Origin of the sequence: Zymomonas sp. (genome assembly GCF_020216885.1) — a bacterium.
Taxonomy (GTDB): Bacteria; Pseudomonadota; Alphaproteobacteria; order Sphingomonadales; family Sphingomonadaceae; genus Zymomonas.
On sequence record NZ_JAIWON010000164.1, the window covers coordinates 1 to 5,764 of the forward strand.

Annotated in this window: 4 protein-coding genes; 2 read left to right on the forward strand and 2 right to left on the reverse strand. The window is 47.9% G+C overall.

Translation table 11 applies throughout. The features are described 5' to 3' along the window. The coding region (trpD, locus tag LDL18_RS08555) for an anthranilate phosphoribosyltransferase (protein ID WP_296508738.1) at positions 1 to 770 on the forward strand (770 nt) is incomplete at its 5' end. A gap of 165 nt (positions 771 to 935) precedes the next feature. Beyond that, entirely contained in the window at positions 936 to 1,589 is a 654-nt protein-coding gene (lexA, locus tag LDL18_RS08560) for a transcriptional repressor LexA (RefSeq protein ID WP_296508740.1), read from the forward strand. 52 nt (positions 1,590 to 1,641) lie between these two features. Here lexA and prfB read toward each other — a convergent pair whose 3' ends face one another. Together prfB and LDL18_RS08570 are read right to left on the reverse strand one after the other, a co-directional pair. Further along, a complete protein-coding gene (gene prfB / locus LDL18_RS08565; protein ID WP_296508742.1) occupies positions 1,642 to 2,769 on the reverse strand; it encodes a peptide chain release factor 2 in 1,128 nt (375 codons plus the stop codon). 110 nt (positions 2,770 to 2,879) lie between these two features. Next, positions 2,880 to 5,459, reverse strand: coding sequence for a PBP1A family penicillin-binding protein (locus LDL18_RS08570; RefSeq protein WP_365975013.1), 2,580 nt, complete (start codon positions 5,457 to 5,459; stop codon positions 2,880 to 2,882). Positions 5,460 to 5,764: the final 305 nt, after the last annotated feature.

Below are 5,764 nucleotides of genomic sequence, written 5' to 3' on the forward strand. Positions count from 1 at the left end.
ATATTTCAACCGCGGTTTCTCTTGTCGTTGCAGCCACCCATATTCCAGTAGCCAAACATGGGAACAGAGCCTCTTCCAGTATGGCAGGCGCTGCTGATACATTGGAAGCCTTGGGTATCAAAATAGACCTTACTCCCAAGCAGGCAGAACTCTGCCTGAAAGAAACCGGCATCACCTTTCTGTTTGCGCCGACCTATCATCCGGCCTTGGTTGAGCTTGCTCCTTTGCGTCGCAAAATAGGCCAGCCTACTATTTTCAATCTGATCGGGCCCCTTGCCAATCCGGCACAAGTCAACCGTCAACTTATAGGCTTGGCTTCGCCGCGCTATTTCGATGCCTATAGCGAAGCGATTAGCCTTCTTGGTCTGGATACCGTTTTGCTGGTTTCCGGCGACGATCCCTTGGACGAGGTCTCGATCAGTAAAAGCAGCACTGTTTTGATGATCCGCAAGAATGAAAATCCCAACAGTGGATTACCATCGGGTCGGATACGGATAAAGCCTGCCGATGTTAATCTTGATACGCACCCGATCAGCAATATTCGGGGCGGTAATGCAGACTATAACGCCCAAGCCTTATTGGATCTCTTGGCAGGTAAAGCCTCTGCCTATCGCGATGCCGTTCTAATCAATGCCGCAGGGGCGCTTATTGTGGCTGAAAAATGCTGGGATTGGGATGACGGTGTTAATGTCGCCTCAAACGTCATAGATAGTGGACGTGCCAGTCAAGTTTTCGAGGCATGGAAGAAATTTTCCCAAAATCTTCGCTAAAATAGCCGCTAACGAATGGGGCAAAAGAACGACTCATCTATTGACAGTTAGATGGATGTTTCCTACACGTTCTATATCTGTTCCAACAGAATCATGAAGCCTGTCTTATAAAAGATGAGGAAACACGCCCCTTCGTTAGCGGGCCTTTGACGGAAGATTGCGGCTATGCTGACGCGCAAGCAACATGATTTGCTTCTTTTTATCCACAACCGGCTCAGCGTATCAGGTATTTCACCTTCTTTTGAAGAAATGAAACTCGCCCTTGATCTCAAATCGAAATCAGGGGTTCACCGCCTTATCAAGGCGCTGGAAGAGCGAGGCTTTATCCGCCGATTACCTAATCGCGCACGGGCATTGGAAGTGATCCGTTTGCCAAAAGACAAAACGGAAATTCAAAAAAAAATTTCTCGGGATTATACGCCCCCGAAAGCGGATAATGATGTTATCGAAATCCCGCTTCATGGCAGAATTGCTGCCGGTTTGCCGATAGAAGCTCTGGAAGGCCAATCCCATCTGGCTGTCCCTCCAAGCTATCTTGGAAACGGCGCACATTACGCCCTAGAGGTCGCCGGAGATTCGATGGTCGATGCTGGTATTTTTGACGGCGATTATATTATCGTTCGCCAAACCGATGAGGCACATGAAGGCGAAATCGTGGTTGCTTTGATTGATAACAGCGATGCAACTTTAAAATATTTCCACCGTGAAGGGCGAATGGTTCGACTGGATCCTGCCAATCGAGCCTATGCACCGATGCGTTATGATGCCAGTAGAATTGGTATCCAAGGTCGGTTAGTAGGCTTATTACGGCGCTATTAAGTAAATCTTTTTAATAGCGGTTTTTGACAACCGCTATCAAAAATTTTGTTCTCTATTCTACATCTTCGACTTCAACGGTCTCACCGGTAATCCGTTGCGCCAAAGCCGCTGCGATAAAGGCATCCAAATTACCATCTAGTACATCAGCCGGAGCCGTCGAGGTAATGCCGGTTCGTAAATCTTTTACCAGCTGATAAGGTTGCAAGACATAAGAACGGATCTGATGCCCCCATCCGATTTCGCTCTTGGCGGCATAGCCGGCACTGGCTTCGGCTTCACGAATTTGTAATTCGCGCTCATAAAGACGCGCTTTCAACTGCTTCATCGCTTCGGCACGGTTCTTATGCTGGGAACGCTGGTTCTGGCAAGCAACCACAATGCCTGTCGGCATATGGGTAATACGAACGGCAGAATCCGTCGTGTTCACATGCTGACCACCGGCACCCGATGAACGATAGGTATCAATTTTTAAATCTTTATCTAAAACTTCGATATCAATATCGTCATCTACCACGGGATAGACAGCAACAGAAGCAAAGCTGGTGTGACGACGTGCGTTACTGTCAAAAGGTGAAATCCGAACCAGACGATGCACCCCGTTTTCGGTCTTGGCATAGCCATAGGCACTTTCGCCTTTAACCAATAGGGTTGCCGATTTAATACCGGCCTGTTCTCCGGCATGGTAGTCAACCAATTCGACCTTGAAGCCTTGGCGTTCAGCCCAGCGCTGATACATCCGGCTAAGCATTTCAGCCCAATCTTGACTTTCGGTGCCGCCAGCTCCGGCATTGACTTCAATATAGGTATCATTGCCATCGGCTTCACCAGACAGCAAAGCCTTGACTTTGTCACGATCAGCGCGCTCGGCAAGGGCTTCCAGTGCAGAAATGGCATCCTGCACCATTTCCTCTTCACCTTCTGCCTCGGCCATTTCGATCAGCTCGATATTTTCCTGAAGCTCTGTCGCAATAGCACGCGTAGCCGCAATGGACTCATCCAAGCGTCCTCTTTCGCGCATCACTTCTTGCGCCGCGCGGGCATCATCCCAAAGACTGGGGTCTTCGACGCGGGCGTTCAGTTCATCCAGCCGCCGCAAGGCTCTATCCCAGTCGAGGAAGCGCCTAAGGAGCGCCAAAGATTCTTGAATATGGTCGACATGGGCTTGCGCTTCGGCGCGCATAGTCATCCCTTTCTGAATGAGAAAACAGCCTATCAAACAAGGCCGATCAAAATATACTCTTTGGATCAGACGATAAAAACTGACCAGCTAGGCTTCTAATAGATTTAACCTCACTTCTGCAAGCTACTGCGATCATTTGGATGCGGAAGATTAACAGGCGGAGCCACCGGAGACGCTTTTACAGCCTCGCTTTTATGACTATCATCAGTCGTATTATTGGAAATAGGCGTAACGGCTGCTGCAACGACCGCAGGTCGATAGAAACTCCGACGCGGCTCATTATCCGGTTTAAAGGCCTCCCATATAATTGGACTCATCGGATCAGCAGGATTGACGGGCGCAGAACCATAGATCCGCAAACCTGAATAGCGATCTATTTTTACCATATGAATATCGGGTGCTACTGGAAAAGGTTTCACAGGCATATCTGTCATACTGCGCTGGGCAAATTGTTTAAAAATCGGGGCAGCCACCGTCCCCCCTTGGGCGCTATGTCCCATCGAACGGGGACGATCATAACCGACATAAAGCCCTGCGACCAAATCCGCCGACCCGCCGACAAACCAGACATTGGTAGGTCCTGTCGAGGTGCCAGTCTTACCAAACATGGGACGGCCTAAATCACGCAAAATCGCAGCGGTTCCTCGTTGAACAACCCCTTCTAAAATATGCAGCATCTGATAAGCGGTCATCGCATTGATCGCCTGCCCATTGGTATGATGCGGCCTCGGCATGGGTTGACCATCCCATTCCAGCATATTGCATCCGCTGCATATCCGGTCATCCGATTTATAAATAACTTTGCCATTCCGATCTTGGACGTAATCAATCAAACTCGGATGCAAACGCCGCCCTTGGTTGGCTAGCATTGAATAACCATTCGTTAGGCGCATAACAGTGGTATTACCCGCCCCCAAAGCAATGCCCAATACCGGTGGATAGGGATGTCCAGGCGGATTGATCTCAGCCTTTTCGGCCATTTTGACGACATGCGCCATTCCTGTCTGGGCGGCGGCTCTCACCGTCATCAAATTTCGGGATTGCTCAACGCCCCAACGCATTGTCTGGGGGCCCGAATAGCCACCGGAAAAATTACGGAAACATTTCATACCCAAACGGGCAGACTGATAGACACAGAAAGGGCCATCAACAATAATAGAGGCCGGTGTCATACCATGATCCAAAGCCGCCGAATAAACAAAAGGCTTAAAGGTTGATCCCGGCTGCCTCTCGGCTTGGGTGGCACGATTAAAATCACCGTTCCGGTAGTCAAATCCTCCCTGCATTGCCATTACTCGGCCTGTATGCGGGTCTTCTACCACCATACCGCCGGAAACAGATGGAAGGCTACGTAATATCCAAAAATTGTCGATTTTCTTGACGATAATAATATCGCCTTCATGCAAAAATCGCCATGCCGAGGTTTCAGTATCATGGCGTGGCATCGCTGCCCCCCATGGATAAAGATAATCTTCCTGACCATCTTCAAACCCGATTTTAGCGCGACCATTTTCTTTTTCTAGGATGACCGCGGCATACCAATCTGCATAGCCTGTGCCGATATTGGCAGCTATCAGCCGTTCTTGCCATCCCTCGCTGGGATCAATACCCCCGACGCGCCCATTCCAACCGTGATCCCGTTCAAAACGAACAAAGCCATCCCGCAAAGCGGTTTCGGCAGATTCCTGAAGCGCAGGATCAAAAGATGTCCGAACCCATAACCCACCGGAATAAACGTTATTCTCGCCATCTTTGGCACTTTCGCCAAAACGGTTCACTAATTCCCGCCGAACTTCTTCAAGAAAATAGCCACCTTTGACAGGGGCTTTGGCGGTAATATGCGGCTTAATAACGCCCAATGGCGTTTGGCTAGCCTCGCTATATTGAAAAGGGGTAATATAGCCATTCAACATCATCTGATGCAGGACATAAGCACGCCGTCCCAAAGCGCGCTCCCTATAGCGTTCAGGCGTATAATTGGACGGTGCCTTCGGCAGAATCGCTAAAAAAGCCGCTTCCGATAAAGACAGATCTTTCACCGTTTTCCCGAAATAGGCTTTAGCAGCGGCACTGACACCATAGGCATTCCGCCCTAAAAAAATCTGGTTGAGATAGATTTCTAAAATCTGACGCTTTGTTAACAGATGCTCGATTTGGAAAGCCAAAATAGCTTCTTTGACTTTGCGGGTCGGGGAATATTCATCCCCTACCAGTAAATTCTTGGCTACTTGCTGGGTAATCGTCGAGCCGCCATGAGCGCGTTCTCCACTGCCCATTTTGGTAAAATATTCATACACAGCTTTTAGGAAGGCCGCGCCATTGATCCCGTGATGGGAAAAGAAGGATTTATCTTCTGCCGATAAAAAAGCCTGAATAACCACAGGCGGGAAATCTTCATAATTCAACTTTTCACGATGTTCGCGAACAAAATGACCAAAGGGCATCCCATTGCCATCGCGCACAACCGCAGGCATCGGCAAATGATAATCAGCCAGCATTTCAACCGATGGTAAATCTCGGATAAAATACCGCCAGAACAGAAAGCCAGAAAAAGAGCAGCCGACAATCAAGAACAGAAAGAAAGATCGTAAAATCTTTCCATGCCAAAATCGTTTAACAGACATTTTTTTCTGTATTTTCTGTTTTTTTCGCTGCGATGTTGTCCCCCTTATTTTCAAGGGATCAGACATTGTTAAATTTCCAATAGCGGAAAATATTCCGGTCTATTTTTGAAGAGAGATAGAAATCATATCTTTGCCAGAAAGAAGCAAAAACCTTTTTCAACAAAAGATGATATGGGACATCTTTTTCTTTGTTGTTATCGGTATCTGCCATATCCGTCCATTTACCTTATTTGGAAATTATTTATAAAAAAACTATTTTTTAGACCATATCTGATATTTATCTTTTTATTTTTCTTGTAACGATTTTTTCTTTCGACCTATCCGGTTTCAAATCAGAAATTTCTGCCAACCGCGCCAATCGTCGGGCAAAA

What these genes read in the sequence shown, in the direction of transcription:
- lexA (WP_296508740.1), top strand. Translation starts at nt 936, where the DNA reads ATGCTGACGCGCAAGCAACATGATTTGCTTCTTTTTATCCACAACCGG.
- prfB (WP_296508742.1), bottom strand. Translation starts at nt 2,769, where the DNA reads ATGCGCGCCGAAGCGCAAGCCCATGTCGACCATATTCAAGAATCTTTG.
- LDL18_RS08570 (WP_365975013.1), bottom strand. Translation starts at nt 5,459, where the DNA reads ATGTCTGATCCCTTGAAAATAAGGGGGACAACATCGCAGCGAAAAAAA.